Annotated in this window: 14 protein-coding genes; 11 read left to right on the top strand and 3 right to left on the bottom strand. The window is 45.6% G+C overall.

Annotated elements, in window-relative coordinates:
- The 3 genes from CXF82_RS19955 to CXF82_RS19945 all read left to right on the top strand — a co-directional run.
- Nucleotides 1-2,362: DMSO/selenate family reductase complex A subunit (locus tag CXF82_RS19955; protein WP_102038725.1), on the top strand; the 2,362-nt coding region annotated here is incomplete at its 5' end.
- 12 nt (nt 2,363-2,374) lie between these two features.
- Entirely contained in the window at nt 2,375-3,010 is a 636-nt protein-coding gene (locus CXF82_RS19950; RefSeq protein WP_101089469.1) for a DMSO/selenate family reductase complex B subunit, read from the top strand.
- A gap of 93 nt (nt 3,011-3,103) precedes the next feature.
- Nucleotides 3,104-3,763 carry a TorD/DmsD family molecular chaperone gene (locus CXF82_RS19945; protein WP_102044816.1) on the top strand — a complete coding sequence of 220 codons (660 nt, stop codon included), beginning with the start codon at nt 3,104-3,106 and terminating at the stop codon, nt 3,761-3,763.
- A 492-nt stretch (nt 3,764-4,255) separates the two neighbouring features.
- On the opposite strand, the gene CXF82_RS19940 is transcribed toward CXF82_RS19945, so the two are convergent.
- The 3 genes from CXF82_RS19940 to CXF82_RS19930 all read right to left on the bottom strand — a co-directional run bounded on the left by CXF82_RS19940 (nt 4,256) and on the right by CXF82_RS19930 (nt 7,552).
- Entirely contained in the window at nt 4,256-5,323 is a 1,068-nt protein-coding gene (locus CXF82_RS19940; RefSeq protein WP_102038724.1) for a phosphotransferase enzyme family protein, read from the bottom strand.
- Nucleotides 5,324-5,414: 91 nt separating this feature from the next.
- Entirely contained in the window at nt 5,415-6,311 is an 897-nt protein-coding gene (locus CXF82_RS19935; protein ID WP_101089472.1) for a nucleotidyltransferase family protein, read from the bottom strand.
- Nucleotides 6,312-6,436: 125 nt separating this feature from the next.
- Nucleotides 6,437-7,552: a DUF805 domain-containing protein gene (locus CXF82_RS19930; RefSeq protein WP_101089473.1), complete on the bottom strand. Its 1,116-nt coding sequence runs from the start codon at nt 7,550-7,552 to the stop codon at nt 6,437-6,439.
- A 296-nt stretch (nt 7,553-7,848) separates the two neighbouring features.
- Here CXF82_RS19930 and gmk point away from each other — a divergent pair, with 296 nt between their 5' ends.
- The 8 genes from gmk to CXF82_RS19890 all read left to right on the top strand — a co-directional run bounded on the left by gmk (nt 7,849) and on the right by CXF82_RS19890 (nt 16,023).
- A complete protein-coding gene (gmk, locus tag CXF82_RS19925) occupies nt 7,849-8,472 on the top strand; it encodes a guanylate kinase (RefSeq protein ID WP_101089474.1) in 624 nt (207 codons plus the stop codon).
- Nucleotides 8,473-8,533: 61 nt separating this feature from the next.
- On the top strand, nt 8,534-8,815 hold the full coding sequence (gene rpoZ / locus CXF82_RS19920; protein ID WP_101089475.1) for a DNA-directed RNA polymerase subunit omega: 282 nt from the start codon (nt 8,534-8,536) through the stop codon (nt 8,813-8,815).
- Nucleotides 8,816-8,828: 13 nt separating this feature from the next.
- Nucleotides 8,829-10,934, top strand: a complete 2,106-nt coding sequence (gene spoT, locus CXF82_RS19915) for a bifunctional GTP diphosphokinase/guanosine-3',5'-bis pyrophosphate 3'-pyrophosphohydrolase (RefSeq protein ID WP_101089476.1) — start codon at nt 8,829-8,831, stop codon at nt 10,932-10,934.
- Nucleotides 10,935-10,983: 49 nt separating this feature from the next.
- On the top strand, nt 10,984-11,367 hold the full coding sequence (locus CXF82_RS19910) for a RidA family protein (RefSeq protein ID WP_102044815.1): 384 nt from the start codon (nt 10,984-10,986) through the stop codon (nt 11,365-11,367).
- 66 nt (nt 11,368-11,433) lie between these two features.
- On the top strand, nt 11,434-12,120 hold the full coding sequence (gene trmH / locus CXF82_RS19905) for a tRNA (guanosine(18)-2'-O)-methyltransferase TrmH (protein ID WP_101089478.1): 687 nt from the start codon (nt 11,434-11,436) through the stop codon (nt 12,118-12,120).
- Between the two features lie 274 nt (nt 12,121-12,394).
- Nucleotides 12,395-14,050 (top strand): AMP-binding protein, encoded by a 1,656-nt coding sequence (locus CXF82_RS19900; RefSeq protein ID WP_101089479.1) that lies wholly within the window; start codon nt 12,395-12,397, stop codon nt 14,048-14,050.
- A gap of 221 nt (nt 14,051-14,271) precedes the next feature.
- Nucleotides 14,272-15,195: a calcium/sodium antiporter gene (locus CXF82_RS19895; RefSeq protein ID WP_101089480.1), complete on the top strand. Its 924-nt coding sequence runs from the start codon at nt 14,272-14,274 to the stop codon at nt 15,193-15,195.
- Nucleotides 15,196-15,321: 126 nt separating this feature from the next.
- Nucleotides 15,322-16,023, top strand: coding sequence for a tetratricopeptide repeat protein (locus CXF82_RS19890; protein WP_102044814.1), 702 nt, complete (start codon nt 15,322-15,324; stop codon nt 16,021-16,023).
- Nucleotides 16,024-16,027: the final 4 nt, after the last annotated feature.

Raw genomic sequence — 16,027 nt, 5'->3', positions numbered from 1 at the left:
AAGTGATGCTGAAGTCGTCGCACCAACTACACCGACAACGGCTGTTGAGAAGATGAACTGGTCGGCTTGTTTGGTTAACTGTGGCTCTAACTGTCCAGTTCGCGTGTACTCTAAAGAGGGTGTCATTACCCGAGTGGAGTCAAACTTTACGGTTAGTGATAAGTATGGCGATCATGATGTACGTGCATGCCCTCGTGGCCGCTCACTACGTAAGCGTGTTTATGCTCCCGACAGATTAAAGTACCCAATGAAACGTGTAGGCCCTCGTGGTGCAGGACAGTTTGAGCGTATCACTTGGGATGAGGCTTTAGATATTGTTGCTGAAAAGCTGCAAGATACTATCGATCAGTATGGCAACGAGTCAGTACACTTTACCTATGATTCAGGTGCACGTTATCACTTTTCAGGTACCGGCTGTCTTAAGCGTTTAATGAACCTTAAAGGCGGTTTCCTGAACTCTAATGGCGATTATAGCTGGTCGCAAATCTATGAAGCTGCAGGAAAAACATACGGTTCTGCTGGTCCAGGTTGGCAAGGCAGCTCTGTTTCTGAAATGAAGAACTCAGATCTTGTGCTAATGGTTGGTTATAACCCATCTGAGATCCGCATGAGTGGTTCAGGTGAGGCTTACGACTTCTTATCACTGAAGCAAAGCAAGAAATTTAAGACTATCATCATCGATCCACGCTATACCGATTCGGCTGTCGGTAAAGAAGATCAATGGCTAGCGATTCGTCCAGGTACAGATGCGGCATTGTTCGAAGCCTTAGCTTACGAGTGGATAACCACTAATACCGTGAATCAAGCTTTCCTTGATAAATACTGTGTTGGCTACGATGAGAAGACTATGCCTGCTGGCGTAGGATATGAAGAAAGCTACAAATCTTATATTTTAGATAACAAAACGGCTGGTGACTCAACTCCGGGCGTGAATGCTAAAACCCCAGCTTGGGCTGCCAAGATCACTGGTATTGCCGAAGATGTCATCATTGAGTTAGCAAGAGAACTGGCGGCGGCTAAAGCGCCATTTATCCAAATTGCAGCCTCACTAAATCGTCAAGCTGCAGGTGAAAATAACACTCGCGCTGGCTACATGCTGCCGATTCTTTTAGGTCAGCTTGGTCTGCCGGGCACTAACTGTGGTGGTTTATGTAAAGGGTCTTCAATGACTGCCCCTTCTATGCCAGCTGGAAGCAACCCTGTAACGAAAGGTATTTCTTTCTTTACATGGACCCAAGCCGTTGAAGACGGCAAGAATATGACCGTTTTGAGCGATGGTGTCGCACTACCTAAAGAGCTGCTTGATGCAAACGGCGATGGTAAGCTAGGTCATGACATTAAAGCCATTATCAACTATGGCGGTAATGCATTAATCAACCAACACTCTGATGTCAATAAAACAGCTAAAATTGTTGGCGATGAATCTAAGTGTGAATTCATTCTAGTCGTTGATAACTGGATGACACCAAGTGCTAAGTACGCAGATATCTTGCTACCTGACGTATCTTGGTTAGAGTCAGAAGATTTAGTCAACCAAAGTTATGCCGCTGGTGATACCGCTACACTTATCCAGATGAGCACGAGCGTTGACCCTATGTTTGAATCTCGTCCTATCTATGAAATCTGTGTCGACCTTGCTAAGCGTATGGGTGTAGAAGCTGAATTCACCGAAGGTAAAACTCGTAAAGATTGGTTAGATGGCTTCTATGCTACAGCCAAAGCTGCTACGCCAGATCTGCCTGTAAAAGAGGTGATGCTCAAGCAAGGTATCCATCGTAAGTATCTGCCAGACGGTAGCTATATTGTCCTGGAAGACTTCCGTAAAGATCCGGTAAATAATAAGCTTGGCACACCATCGGGTAAGATTGAGATCTACTCTTCTCAGTTAGCTGAAAAAGCCAAAACCTGGAAACTTAAGCCAGGCGATGTGATTTCAGCATTACCTAAGTATGTACCGACTTGGGAAGGCTTCGAAGATACCGCCATGAAGGCGAAATATCCGCTACAGCTAACGGGCTATCACACCAAAGGCCGTGCTCACTCCAGTTTCCACAACGTGCCTTGGCTGCGTGAAGCAGTACAAGATGCTGTTTGGATGAACCCGATTGATGCTCAATCTCGCGGGCTAGCAACCGGAGATAAAGTCCACATATTTAATGACCGTGGCACCATTGAAGTTGAAGTTAAAGTCACTCCAAGAATCATGATCGGCGTAACAGCTTTAGGTCAAGGCGCATGGTTCCAACCAGGTGGCAGCGTTGATAAAGGTGGTTGTTTAAATGTGTTAACCACGCATAGAACGACCCCTATCACCAAGGGTAACCCACAACACACTAACCTAGTTGAAATCCGTAAAGCCTAATAGGAGCTTACAATGAGTAATAATGTTCAATACGGCTTTTATGTCGATGCAAGTAAATGTACTGGTTGTAAAACCTGCCAAATCGCCTGCAAAGATCGCAAAGATCTTCCTGTAGGTATCAACTGGCGTCGTGTGTATGAATATGGCGGTGGTACTTGGACAGAGAATGCTGACGGTAGTATCAACCAAGATGTTTTCGCTTATTACACCTCTTTAGGTTGTAACCACTGCTCTGAGCCTGTGTGTGTTAAGGCTTGTCCGACTGGCGCGATGCACAAGCGCCGCGAAGATGGTTTAGTTCATGTGGCTGCGGATCTGTGTATCGGTTGTGAAAGCTGCGCAAGAGCCTGTCCATACGATGCACCACAAATAGACAAAGATCGTAAGGTAATGACCAAATGTGATGGTTGTTTTGAGCGTCTAGCCGAGGGTAAACAACCTTCATGTGTCGAGTCTTGCCCAATGCGTGCTATTGATTTTGGTACCATGGATGAACTTAAGGCTAAATACCCAGGTGCAGTTCAACCTAACTTTGCGCCTATGCCAAATAGCAGCGTAACCTCACCAAACTTGTTGATGAAACCTAACCGCCACGCTCGCCCTAGTAGCAGCACCGATGGGAAAGTATTAAACAACTCAGAAGTTTAACCCCCGCTTGATGCCATTCATTTTGAATGGCATCTTTTTTGCTGGTTCTTGCAATTAGTCCCGACAAATTTTAGTGCAACAAATGAGGTTAATATGTCATCCCTTACTGAAAATGAGATCTTAGAATATCAAGGCATTGCGCGCATTCTTCACAATGTATTATTTAACGATCCGACACCTGAATTGATCCAAGGTTTTATTGGGCATGGTGTGGCCCAAAGCTGGCCTGAATGTACGTCATCTGCCGAAGAAAAGAGTGGTCGAGAGTTACTATCCAACTATCTCGGTCAATGGACTGTAGATAAACAACAAGCCTTAAAATTGGATTATGCACAACTCTTCTATGGTCCGGGTGAACCCAATGCCGTACCTTGGGGATCGGTCTACTTGAGTGAGAGGCAACTCCTCAATGACAAGTCGACTATGGCACTGATGGCTTTTTATCAAGAGCAAGGGATCAGCTTCGAGCTCGATAGCAATCAACCGGTGGATCATATCGGCCTGTTTTTCGCCGTCTTGGATCAGATGCTTAGCCAATGGGCACAAACAGAAGATAGCGAACCACTGGAGCGCAGCTGCATGATCCTGCTTCAGCAACACTTACTCCCCTGGTCCGGTCGTTGCCTGGAACTTATGACTGAGCATGCCAGAACCGACTTCTATCGCGGCATAGCATTGCTGACTCAAGCCTATTTAGAGGGACTGATCCAAAAATTAAACCTAGTTCCAATAACGACACGCTTATATCGTTAGTCGCTAAGATTCACATCAACGAAGAGTGTATATCGCCTCAGTTTTATGGGGCTCTCTTATTCGCGGTAAATCATCATTGGCACGTACCAATCACAACGTGCATTATACCCATTGCACTAGGTATTTGATCAATTCAGAGCGCCTCAAACTTTTAATGCAACTGGTATTAGAAATGAAGGCCTGACAGTCTGCCGACTATTTCCAATAATATGCTATTGCGCATCAGACTTTATTGAAGACGGTAAGCTTTCTAGCCGAAGAGGAAACGATGAGAGATGCTTGGTTACAGCCAAAGGATTAGCAAGTGGATATGTTTGAAAATAGATAAAGCCATCCCTTAGGCATGACTTTTATTGTGAAGTGGATCAGATAGATAAATTGAGTCCATATAAGTCGATAGGTAAGCCACCTAGGTTAACCCTCAATGACTTTATCGCTGGCCAAATAGATCGATTATAATCCAATTTATTCAGTGAGTTAGAAATTAATCACTTATTTCAAATAAGCGCTAAGAGTATCTTGTTGGCTCAATAAACTTTGATACAAAGTAAATTGATTAGCCGCGCGCTCAAGATTGTGACCCTCATGATGAATATGAAAATACACGTCGCCATTGAGATGGTCGGTTAAAAACCTAACCCCGATCATTAAACAGATCACCCTTGCACCTAGCCACAAACTTTGTCGCTCCACATCAGACAATATCGGCGCAAGCTCGCCCAGATAACCTTTACAAATGGCAGCGAAAATAGACTCGCGCACCTGCACGTTATCAAGCGCCGTTGAATCTTCCTCTTCAGGACTGCAAAAAGTCCGCACCATATCGCCAAAGTCATACATTAAATAACCTTTCATGCAGGTATCAAGGTCAATAATCGCCAAACTACTCATGTCGCGCTTATCAAACAACATGTTATTAATTTTGGTGTCGTTATGGCAAATGCGCCGCGGCAACGTAGCTTCCACTTGCGCGAGTTCCTGCAGCAATTCTGTTTGCGCCATAACGAAATCAACCCATTGCTGACACTCACCTAAGCGTGCCTTAGTATCTTGCGCGACAGCTTTCGACAGCAGCTCGATGCGTCCAGGAAGATGGTGAAAATTGGGAATAACATCTTCAAGCAACTCCGCATCGAGATCGCTTAAAGCACCAGAGAAGTGACCAAAGGCTTGAGCCGCTATTTCAGCGTGAGATTCAGTACTAACAACATCAACACTGTGGCTATGAGGCAAGTAATTCATCGCCCGCCAATATCCATGCTTACCGAGATCAATCGACAAGGCGCCCTCTTGCGTTAACTCCGGAGAGACAACTTGTAACTGGTATTGTTTTGCTTGTTTTTTGGCCGCTAAATGTCGACTGATCCGGTCTGCGTTATTCACCAAGGCATCTGGCGTAGTAAACACTTGTGTATTGATTTTTTGCAACACCATCTCACCTGCTGGCCAGCGTACCAGAAAAGTATGGTTTATATGGCCATTCCCCAATGGGGACACCTTGGCATTGTCCATCTTTTCACCAAAATGCGACAAAACGTTTTGTCTTATAAAATCAATCACCCAACTCTCCAGTTCTCTGTCAATATCGTTGCTTCTACCTGTTTATCATGCAGGTTTTTCGTGCAAACTCATTATGAATTAGCCGCTCTGTTTAAGATGCCGCTAATTTTTCCAATAATTTCTGTTTAACCCACTCGGCATCTTCTGGGTAAGTGACCCCATACCAAGATTCCTGTGCCACACTGACATAAACACTCCGAGTATCGGTATGACTATTAGCACTTTCTTGCAATCTCGCTTGCACTACACTCGGCAAGTAGCACTCACTTTTAGCGAGCTGGCCATGTTCAATGAAAAAGCGGCTTAACTGCGTTTCAATAACATCAAAAATATCGGGTTTAAAGCCCCAACATGTCATCGATACCAACGCATTGTCTGCAATATTTTCCCGCTTACCAGCAAGAGTGCCAACCAATCCATTTGAATGCGATTGAATGTCTAGCCATTCTGCAACATCGACTAGTTTGCCATTTTCCACTGCGCATAAACCACGATTAACACCGCCATTATCTGACAAGGTTAAGTTAATCGGATAGGCAACCATCATCCAATCGTCAGTGTTTTTGAGTAGCCCTTGAGCCAACAAGATAAATGCACTATCGCCATAAAAGTCATCAGCATTAATAACCGCCATTGGTCCCAATACCAGCTTTCTTGCACTCCAGAGGGCATGTGCTGTTCCCCAAGGTTTTTTACGCGATGCTACATCCGCATATTGCACCGCGGATACAGGTAGGTCATCAAGTGACTGTATGCAGTAGTCACAAACAAAATCACTGGGTAACTTATTCTCTAATAGCATATCTAAAGTGTCGGCAAGTTCCGGCCGAATCACTAACACTGCTTTTGTAAAGCCGGCTCGATGCGCGCTTTGCAGTGATAACTCCAGCATGGTCTCGCCATTGGGACCGAGTGCCGCAAGCTGTTTATCACCACCAAAACGGGTGCCTAAACCGGCGGCAAGAATAACCAAGGTTAAATCTGGCATTGTGTTACCTATCAAGCGCTCTAATCATCGCTATAACCACACGACGTAGCATATAAAGTTAAGGCGAAGCAGTTTAATGACTCTCCCCGCTAATTTCCACTATTACATCATACTGATACAGCAGCTTATAAATAGGTAGAGAATGCGGCCACTTTTCCAATGGCTGCTTGGCTGCCTTTCAAACTAAAGTTATAGCCACACAAACTCACATTGCCTCGGCGTGCCATATCCACAATAATCGCTTTAGTGTCGAGGGGGGAAAAGCGGGCTTCTGTACCGGTATCAGCCAATAGATCGACCGCAACGGTGCGATATTCAGTGCCGTTATTAAACGTCAGCGCTGAACATGCTCTATCCCCTTTGGCAGTGGCAAGCGACCATAATTTTGTCGGCGAGCCAGTTTCACCAAGCCACCTTACGATTAACACATCATCTTCAAGCACCAAGCTAAACCCATCTGGTAGTGTGGTAATTTCACGCGCGATGACAGGTTTACTAGCGATGCTTCCCGCCTCAGCAATATCTTGCTCTGCGGCACTCACATCATCGCTTGGGATCATTGACCAAACGCTAAGTAATAGCATCACCAGCATTAATGAAGCGACAGCAGAAAACGCGACCTTTTTATGCTCCAGTAACCAATGCTGTAGCTGCATCAAACTCGCACTGCTCTTATTAGATCTGCGCGATGTTAGTGTATCCGATTCATTTTCATTAGAGGATGCAGTGCTGCACTCTTTGATACCTGCGGTTGGGTCAACAAAAGCCGCTGAGTGCGCGTCAACGTCAGACTTAGCGTCGCTTAATGTAGGTTCGACTCGTACTCGAGCATTATTTACCGTTACATTGGCGCTAATGTCTATCGGCCCCGAATAGCCCTGCTTGTAATGACTGACTGAGATTGCGGGCAACATAGCCACATAACCAATCGCCAATCCAGCAAAGAGCATAAGAGTGATCAGCAACATCACGCTGTCGATATGCGCTAGTGTCAGCATAATCAACACCCATGGTGCCAGCGTCAGTGCCGCCAGTTTTGATGATTTACCACTATCACGCAATCGCCTAAGACTGGTTAATGCCAATATTGGCGCCAGTAGCAGGCCGACGATATACAGGATCGATGCAGAGTCCGACACCACTGCTGCCAACAACAAAACAAAGAAAACCAAGCCACTGATACTGGCGAACCGTTGGCCGTTGTCGCGACCGACTAAACAAAAAAGCGTCGTAAACTGCATACCTTGATATACCTACCTTCTCAATGGAATCTGACTAATAAACGGATCGCTATCCGCTTAACTACAAATCAAGCTGGTTCTTATGTTCAAACCTAAAGAAATAGCCTACCCAATTTGCCTGAAGATGTCAGTGTTTTAGGCGGATACAGCAAAATTAGTCCGAAAAGTGCCGCTAGAATAAAATATTATCAGGCCAAACTGTCATGACTAGCGCAAATATCGCCCTAGACTGTATAATGTCGCGCTAAATCTTTTCACTTGCCCTCAAATGGGCTAAAGCACCGGATACGCAAATCATGACTGCACGCGGAAACCTATTTATCGTCTCAGCGCCAAGTGGCGCAGGTAAATCATCACTCATATCAGCTCTGTTAAAAGATCAGCCCGCTGATATGCAAGTGTCGGTATCACATACCACGCGTCAACCTCGTCCAGGTGAAGAACATGGCCAGCATTATCACTTTGTAAATCAAGATGAGTTTAAAGGGTTAATCGAAGGCAATGCTTTTTTTGAATGGGCCGAAGTCTTCGGTAACTACTATGGCACTTCACGTGTGACCATTGAGCAAACACTGGCTAAAGGTATCGACGTTTTTCTCGATATTGACTGGCAAGGTGCCGAGCAAGTTAAAAAATTGATGCCCACATCGATTGGAATATTTATTCTTCCACCCTCAAGAGTCGAGCTAGAACGTCGCCTTACAGGCCGCGGACAAGATAGCCAAGAGGTCATTGATGGCCGCATGGCACAGGCTGTTTCAGAGATGTCACACTACAATGCATTTGACTTTATTTTAGTGAACGATGATTTCGACAAGGCTCAGGCCGATCTTTTAGCGATCATTCGCAGCCAAAGACTAACCTGTGCTAGCCAAATTCATACCCAAAATGATATGATTAAAGATCTGTTGGCAGGCTAACTGTCTTCATGTACAATTTTGCGTCATTTTTCCAATCAATAAACCACTGGAGTTTCCCCACATGGCTCGCGTAACTGTAGAAGATGCCGTAAATAAAATCGGCAACCGTTTTGATATGATTCTGATTGCTGCGCGTCGTGCTCGCCAAATCGCCGTACAGGGTAAAGATCCTATGGTTGACGAAGAGAACGACAAGCCAACGGTTATCGCCTTGCGCGAAATCGAGCTAGGTTTAGTCACCGCTGCGACTTTGGATGCTGATGAGCGCCAAACAGTTCGTGAACGTGAAGCAGCTGAAATTGCTGCTGTTGCTGCCATCGCTGAAGGCCGTAACGCTATATAAGGAGTAGAGCCACTTGTATCTGTTTGAAGGTCTCAAAGAGTCAGCTTCAGGTTATTTAGAACCTGAGCAGGTAGCATTACTCAAGCAGGCCTATCAGGTGGCGCGCGATGCCCATGAAGGTCAAATGCGCACGAGTGGCGAACCTTATATTACCCATCCGGTTGCGGTTGCCCGCATCCTGGCCGATATGCGTCTCGATCATGAGACGCTTATGGCCGCACTTCTGCACGACACTATCGAAGACACCCCTGTTACCAAAGAGGAACTGGCTGAAAAATTCAGTGAGTCTATTGCCGAATTGGTTGAAGGTGTATCTAAGCTCGATAAGCTAAAATTTCGCGACAAGAAAGAAGCTCAAGCTGAAAACTTCCGTAAAATGATGATGGCTATGACTCAAGATATACGGGTCATCTTAATCAAGCTTGCCGATAGAACACACAACATGCGCACTTTAGGTGCACTGCGGCCCGATAAGCGCCGTCGTATCGCCCGTGAAACTCTCGAAATTTATGCCCCTATCGCCAACCGTCTTGGTATTCATAATATTAAGTGCGAGTTAGAGGAATTAGGTTTTCAAGCCTATTATCCGATGCGTTATCGTGTATTGAGAGAAGTGGTGAAAGCCGCACGAGGCAATCGTAAAGAGCTTATTCAAAGTATCGAAGCTGCCGTTGCGACACGATTAGATGACACTGGCCTTGAAGGCACTGTCAAAGGTCGTGAAAAGAACCTCTATTCCATCTATAACAAGATGCGTAATAAAGAACTGCAGTTCCAAGAGGTCATGGATATCTATGCCTTCAGAGTCATCGTCGACTCAATCGACACCTGCTACCGCGTAATGGGCGCCATGCATGGCCTTTATAAGCCGCGTCCAGGTCGATTCAAAGATTATATCGCTATCCCTAAAGCCAATGGCTATCAATCATTACACACTTCACTCTTTGGTCCTCACGGCGTACCCGTTGAGATCCAAATTAGGACTGAAGATATGGACCAAATGGCTGATAAAGGGGTTGCGGCACATTGGTTATACAAGAAAGGTAGCTCACAAGAGCAAGGCACGACGACACAAGTGCGTGCCCGCAAATGGATGCAGAGCCTACTTGAATTGCAACAAAGCGCCAGCACCTCTTTTGAGTTTGTGGAGAACTTTAAAACCGAGTTATTCCCAGAAGAGATCTACGTCTTCACCCCTGAAGGTCGTATTTTAGAGCTACCAGATGGCGCTACAGCGGTCGATTTTGCATATGAAGTGCATACCGATGTAGGTAACACCTGTGTCGGCGCTCGAGTTAATCGTCAAGCGTATCCATTAAGCCAAGCACTTATTTCAGGTCAAACCGTTGAGATTATTACCGCTAAGGGCGCACGTCCCAATGCTGCTTGGCTCAACTTTGTAGTGACCGGTAAAGCGCGTTCTAAGATCCGTCAGTTGCTTAGGAGTCTCAAAGGAGAAGATGCTATCTTGCTCGGCAAGCGCTTATTAAACCATGCGTTAGGCGAAACCAAGCTAGATGACTTGTCTAAAGAGCACATCGATAAAGTCGTTAATGATACCAAGCACGATACGCTTGACGAGTTACTCGCTGATATTGGCCTTGGTAATGCGATGAGTATTGTTATTGCCCAACGTTTACGTGGCGATCAAGTCGATACGCAGGAGCACAGAGAATCCTATACCATGCCCATTCGTGGCGCTGATGGTATGTTGGTCACCTTTGCTAACTGCTGTCGCCCGATCCCAGGGGATGCGGTTATTGCCCACGTTAGTCCAGGTAAGGGCTTAGTGGTGCATATGGAAAGCTGCGCCAATATTCGTGGCTACCAAGGTGAGCCAGATAAGTATATTCCAGTGCAGTGGGATAGTGCCGAGGGTGTTGAGTATCAAGCAAACTTGCGCGTAGAGATAGTAAACCACCAAGGTGCACTCGCTAAAATTACTTCTATTGTGGCAGCTGAAGGCTCCAATATTCATAATTTAACCACAGAAGAGCGAGATGGGCGTGTATTCCTCATCAACCTGCGTATTTCTGTGAGAGATCGTATTCATTTAGCCAACGTGATGCGCCGCATTAGGGTGCTCCCTGAAGTACTGCGAACGTCGCGTAACCGCTAGCTCATTTAACCTAAACATTAGTTTACTTAATACAGATAAAGGGATAATCATGGCAGAGAAAATCATCATTGCTACCGACAAAGCACCACAAGCTATCGGCACCTATTCTCAAGCAGTAAAAGTAGGCAGCACCGTTTATTTATCAGGTCAGATCCCACTGAACCCTGAAACGATGCAAATGGTCAGTGACGAGTTTGATGCACAAGTGGTCCAGGTTTTTGAAAACCTAACCGCGGTTTGTGCTGCTGCTGGTGGTTCATTAAGTGATATTGTTAAACTCAACATCTTCATGACAGACCTAAGTAACTTTGCCACTGTAAACGAAATTATGGGTCGCTATTTTGAGCAACCTTATCCCGCTCGTGCGGCTATCGGTGTAAGTCAGCTACCGAAAGACTCGCTAGTAGAGATGGATGGCGTAATGGAGGTTTAATCCATTCAGCCAAAAAACAGGGCGCTTCGGCGCCCTTTTTTATTGATAACATTTAAGAAGAACACCATGAGTCCTGAACGTTTCGCCCGTATCAACCAGATGCTAGATAATCGCCAACCTGATCTCACCCTTTGCTTAGACACTGTGCATAAAAGCAATAACATTGCAGCAGTAATCCGTAGCGCCGACGCTGTTGGGATCCATGAGGTTCATGCGGTCTGGGCTGAGCTGGAGATGCGTGTCTCGGGCAATACGGCATCAGGTAGTCAGCAATGGGTTAAAACACAAGTTCATCATACGATGGGCCATGCAGTAGAGGAGTTTCGTCGGCAAGATATGCAGATTTTAGCGACCACTTTTTCTCCGACCGCCGTCGACTTTCGCGAAATAGATTACACTCGTCCAACGGCCATTATTTTAGGTAATGAGCGCGATGGCGTGAGTGCAGCAGGCATTGCAGCAGCAGATCAGCATATTATTATTCCAATGATAGGCATGGTGCAATCACTCAATGTCTCGGTGGCTGGCGCACTGATTGTGTATGAAGCGCAGCGTCAACGCGAAGCTGCAGGCATGTACGGAACCCGCAAACTTGATGACGCCTATTGCCAAATAAAACTGTTTGAACAAGGCCACCCTATCTACGCCAAAGCCTGCCGCCGTAAGAAGCTTGCCTATCCCGGCATTGATGACACTGGCCAAATTGTGGCTGATGAACAATGGTGGCAAAAAATGCGCGAACCGTCTGCATAACAACACCACTTTCATAAATGTTCAATAAGTGCTGACCAATCAGGCCAGCTCTTACCCATAAAGTCCCTCGATTTACCTACCACTCTTTTAAACCCAAAGACACGCTTTAACGGCATCATTGCGCGAAATTGTAACGAGCGTTTGAAAAAGTTGTCATAGATCACATTTTTCGCCATACTCAATATTAGCGACATCAGTCTGTTAAACGAACGATTAAAACAAAAAGTAATCAGCCGACTGGATTGGAATTAATAATAATCAATATGGAAATGCGATGGAATCATCTATGAAAACCCCGATTGAGATGCTTGAACATTGGGTCGAAAAGCAAGGCGATCAAGTCTATCTAAAGCAGCCTATTGACGGTCAATATAAGACTTTTACTTGGCGCGATGTACAAACGACAATGCAACAGATTGCGGGGGCACTTAAACATTTAGGGCTTAATCCAGGCGATAAAATTGCCGTTCTGTCTAAAAACTGCGCCGAATGGTTTATCACAGATCTCGCCCTGATGCATGGCGGGTATATTAGCGTACCTATTTATCCAACAGCCAATGCCGATACCATCCGCTACACACTTGAGCACAGTGAATCAAAAGCAATATTCATCGGTAAGTTGGATTACTGGGCCGATCAAGAGTCTGGCGTTGGCGGTGAAATTTTACGTATGGCAATGCCTTACGACACCATGCCAGCCCAATATCACTGGGATAAACTACTCACTCTTGGCCAGCCTTTAGTCGATGCTCCACTGCCGACGCTTGAGCAGATCATGACGCTGGTTTACACCTCAGGTTCAACCGGAAAGCCCAAGGGCGCGATTCAAACTTTTGCCAGTTATGCTTGGACCTGTAACGCAGTTGTTCGTGATCTAAAAACGGATGGCGAAGACAGATTAATTTCATACTTACCGTTAGCACACATCACCGAGCGAGTAGCGATGGAAGGCTCTTCATTCTATTCCGGTAGCAGCGTGGCCTTTGTGGAAAGCCTCGATAGCTTTGTCGCCGATGTCCAGCGTGCAAGACCCACGGTATTCTTCTCAGTGCCTCGTCTTTGGAGCCTATTCCAAAAAAACATTATCGACAAAATTGGCGACAGCAAGCTCAACTTGTTACTTAAAATACCGATTATTAGTGGTATCGTAAAACGTAAAATCCATGCAGGCTTGGGCCTTGAACATTGCCATTTACTCGGTTCTGGTTCTGCGCCAATTCCACCCTCGCTCGTGAGCTGGTACCACAAAATTGGTCTCAATATCTCCGAAGCTTGGGGTATGACTGAAAATTGCGCTTACTCGATCATTAACAATCCGTTTGATGCCAGTAAAATTGGCACCGTGGGTCGCGCTGTTGAAGGTTGCACCATTAAGCAAACAGATGTCGGTGAGTTGATGGTTAAGAGCCCTGGATTGATGCAAGGTTATTATAAGCAGCCCGAAGAAAGTGCCGCGTGTTTTGACGAAGAGGGTTATTTCTACACTGGCGACTTAGTGAGTATTGATGACGATGGTTACGTCACCATCACAGGCCGCGTTAAAGATAACTTTAAAACCTCTAAAGGTAAGTACGTTGCGCCAGTGCCTATTGAGCGAAAACTGGCACAAGATCTTCACGTAGAGATGATTTGCGTTATTGGTTCAGGTCTACCACACCCAATTGCACTGGTACAACTATCTGAAGGTGCCTCTTTGCAACCTAGAGAAGAGGTTAAGGCGTCACTTAAAAAGACCTTAGATGCGGTTAATCCTCATCTAGAATCTCACGAAACGGTTGATGCGATTGTGGTTGTCACCGATAAATGGGATGTCGATAACGACGTGTTAACCCCAACGCTTAAGATCAAACGTCATATACTTGAGAAGAGTTTCAGCGAAAAGGTCGATGGTATTCGCGGCGGCAAGATCTGCTGGGAAGACGAAATCTAGTCTATAGTGATATTTTTGGCATACAACAGCGCACCTTTTGGTGCGCGTTTCATATCAGGTTAGCCGTTAATTTAGGCAAGGCAATGGTTCAGAGACTCATTACCACTAGGTCTGGTTAAATAAACTATCTTTAATGGCCATTAGCTGTTTTTTTTGTTGTGCTCTTTAGAAAAAAACCTATCCTAGCCACCCATTTATCTTATCTATAAGTAGTGTTCATTATGTTTATTTGGTTGTCGATTATCGGCGGGTTTATCATTTTGACCGTCGGCGCCGAATCTTTAGTCAGAGGTGCCAGCAAAATCGCCTTAAGGCTTGGCTTATCGCCGTTAATTATCGGCTTAACCATTGTCGCTTTTGGCACCAGTGCACCCGAGCTAGCGGTGAGTATTAAATCCGCGGTGGCGGGCAATAGCGGTATTGCATTAGGCAATGTGATTGGTTCAAACATTGCCAACATCGGTCTAATATTAGGCATTACCGCACTGATTCGACCGATAAAGATTGAATCGCAAATGGTCAAGCGCGACATTCCGGTTATGATCGCGGCATCACTGCTATTTTGGGGCCTACTTCTCGATGGAGGCTTGAGCTTTGTTGATGGTGTCATTCTTTCAACGCTACTAATTATCTATTTAAGCTATAGCTATTTGACTGCCGACAAACAAATCTCTGAAGAGGTTGCTGCGGATAATCAAAGCCAGTGGCTATCCATCGTCTTTATCATTATTGGTATCAGTATGTTGGTTGGCGGCGGCATATTATTTGTCGATGGTGCCGTGGCACTAGCGCAGTCTTTCGGGATCAGCGAAATCATCATAGGGCTAACCATCGTAGCGATTGGCACTAGCATGCCAGAATTGGTGACCTCCGTCGTTGCCGCCCTTAAAGGACAAAGCGATATTGCTATCGGTAACGTCGTAGGCTCTAACCTATTCAATATTTTAGGGATTCTCGGTGTCACGGCGGTGATCCATCCCATCATTGGCAACGACATTAACCCACTTGATTGGCTGGTCATGATAGGCCTAGCAGCCCTTCTACTCCCCTTTGCCTATACCGGTCTGCGAATTGGTCGTAGAGAAGGCAGCATCTTGGTGTTGGGCTATTTAGCTTACATAGGCTATTTGATCACGCAGGCTTAAAGCCGTTATCACAAAGATTTAAATGACATTTGTCATGCACTTTTTATGACTTTTGTGCCTGCAAAACTCCCTCATAATCTTCAATACTAGCCCTGTACCCAATACAGGGCTCAAAAGGAGATTGACATGAAATCATTACTACTCGTAACTTCAATGGCCATCATTAGCCAATTTGCTCAAGCTGACAGCACTAATACTAGTATTAGTGCTATCGATGCAGCAGCTAACCACATGGACGTAAAAACCTTACAGTCACTTGCTCGGCAAGGCGATGATTATCAACAAGCATACGCAGGTTATAGACTTGCTATTAGCGCCAATATTCTTGGCCAACGTGCGCTTGCAATCACCGCGCTTGAATCAGCAAAAGACACACTAGAACCACTAACGGCCTCTAGTGCCAATGCCGACAACCTCGCCCTGCTGTCATCCATTTATGGCATCCTTATTGGCTTGGATAATAGTAAAGGCGCTGTATATGGTGCCAAAGCTGGCACTACGATAGCGCAAGCAAAAGCACTGGCCCCCACCAATCCTAGGGTACTATTAGTTCAAGCAATCACCGCCTTTAATACACCAGAAATATACGGTGGCAGCAAACAAGGTGCTATTGATTTAAGCAGTAAAGCCATTGAGTTTTATGCAATTCCTTGTGATAACATTTGCTGGGGACACGCTGAAGCCTACACTTGGCGAGGATTAGCTAAGCAAAATTTAGGTGATGTTGATGGCGCGATATCAGATTGGCAGCAAGCCTTAGTTATCGAAAGCGACTACAACTGGGCACGATTTTTACTGCAACAAAATAGCCAAAGCGCCCAGCGATAATTCA

Source organism: Shewanella sp. GutDb-MelDb (genome assembly GCF_002836075.1).
Lineage (GTDB): Bacteria > Pseudomonadota > Gammaproteobacteria > Enterobacterales > Shewanellaceae > Shewanella.
This window is presented reverse-complemented; position numbering and strand designations above follow the sequence as displayed.

Bases quoted from the DNA above. Each gene is read 5' to 3' on its own strand.
- CXF82_RS19950 (WP_101089469.1), top strand. From the start codon at position 2,375: ATGAGTAATAATGTTCAATACGGCTTTTATGTCGATGCAAGTAAATGT.
- CXF82_RS19945 (WP_102044816.1), top strand. From the start codon at position 3,104: ATGTCATCCCTTACTGAAAATGAGATCTTAGAATATCAAGGCATTGCG.
- CXF82_RS19935 (WP_101089472.1), bottom strand. From the start codon at position 6,311: ATGCCAGATTTAACCTTGGTTATTCTTGCCGCCGGTTTAGGCACCCGT.
- CXF82_RS19930 (WP_101089473.1), bottom strand. From the start codon at position 7,552: ATGCAGTTTACGACGCTTTTTTGTTTAGTCGGTCGCGACAACGGCCAA.
- gmk (WP_101089474.1), top strand. From the start codon at position 7,849: ATGACTGCACGCGGAAACCTATTTATCGTCTCAGCGCCAAGTGGCGCA.
- rpoZ (WP_101089475.1), top strand. From the start codon at position 8,534: ATGGCTCGCGTAACTGTAGAAGATGCCGTAAATAAAATCGGCAACCGT.
- CXF82_RS19910 (WP_102044815.1), top strand. From the start codon at position 10,984: ATGGCAGAGAAAATCATCATTGCTACCGACAAAGCACCACAAGCTATC.
- trmH (WP_101089478.1), top strand. From the start codon at position 11,434: ATGAGTCCTGAACGTTTCGCCCGTATCAACCAGATGCTAGATAATCGC.
- CXF82_RS19900 (WP_101089479.1), top strand. From the start codon at position 12,395: ATGGAATCATCTATGAAAACCCCGATTGAGATGCTTGAACATTGGGTC.
- CXF82_RS19895 (WP_101089480.1), top strand. From the start codon at position 14,272: ATGTTTATTTGGTTGTCGATTATCGGCGGGTTTATCATTTTGACCGTC.
- CXF82_RS19890 (WP_102044814.1), top strand. From the start codon at position 15,322: ATGAAATCATTACTACTCGTAACTTCAATGGCCATCATTAGCCAATTT.